Below are 406 nucleotides of genomic sequence, written 5' to 3'. Positions count from 1 at the left end.
GAGCTTGAGCTGGTCGAGGATGCCGGTATAGAACGCGATCTTGCCGCCGGGCATGCAGAAGGCATTGATTTGCTTGCTGCCGATCAGGTTGACCTCCCAGCGCCAGTCGCGCGCCCGCGGGTTCCACTGCGCGGCAAACGGCACCAGGCGCTGCCCGATAGCGCGCAGGCGCTGCAGCTGCGGGTGGCTGTCGGGCGCCAGGGCTTTTTTCGCGCGCGCCTGGGCCAGCAGCTGGTGGTATTGCTCGGTGGCGGCGTTCTCGAGCGTGTCGGCCGGCACCAAGTTGCGCAAGCCGGAAGACGAACCCACATCGACCTGCGCCAGCGCCGGCGGCGCGGCGGCCGCCGCGGTGGCGGCGGCTGCGCTGAGCAGGAAGGCGCGGCGCGCCGACCAGGGGCCGTGCGCG

Annotated in this window: 1 protein-coding gene; it reads right to left on the bottom strand. The window is 71.4% G+C overall.

The annotated features are described in order from the left end of the window. Positions 1-406 (bottom strand): M48 family metalloprotease (locus B2J89_RS21865; protein WP_240965123.1); only part of this gene is annotated, 406 nt, incomplete at both ends.

The sequence above is a fragment of the Acidovorax sp. SRB_24 genome, assembly GCF_012931925.1.
Note: the sequence above shows the minus strand (reverse complement) of the source record. Positions and strands in the feature narration are given on the sequence as shown.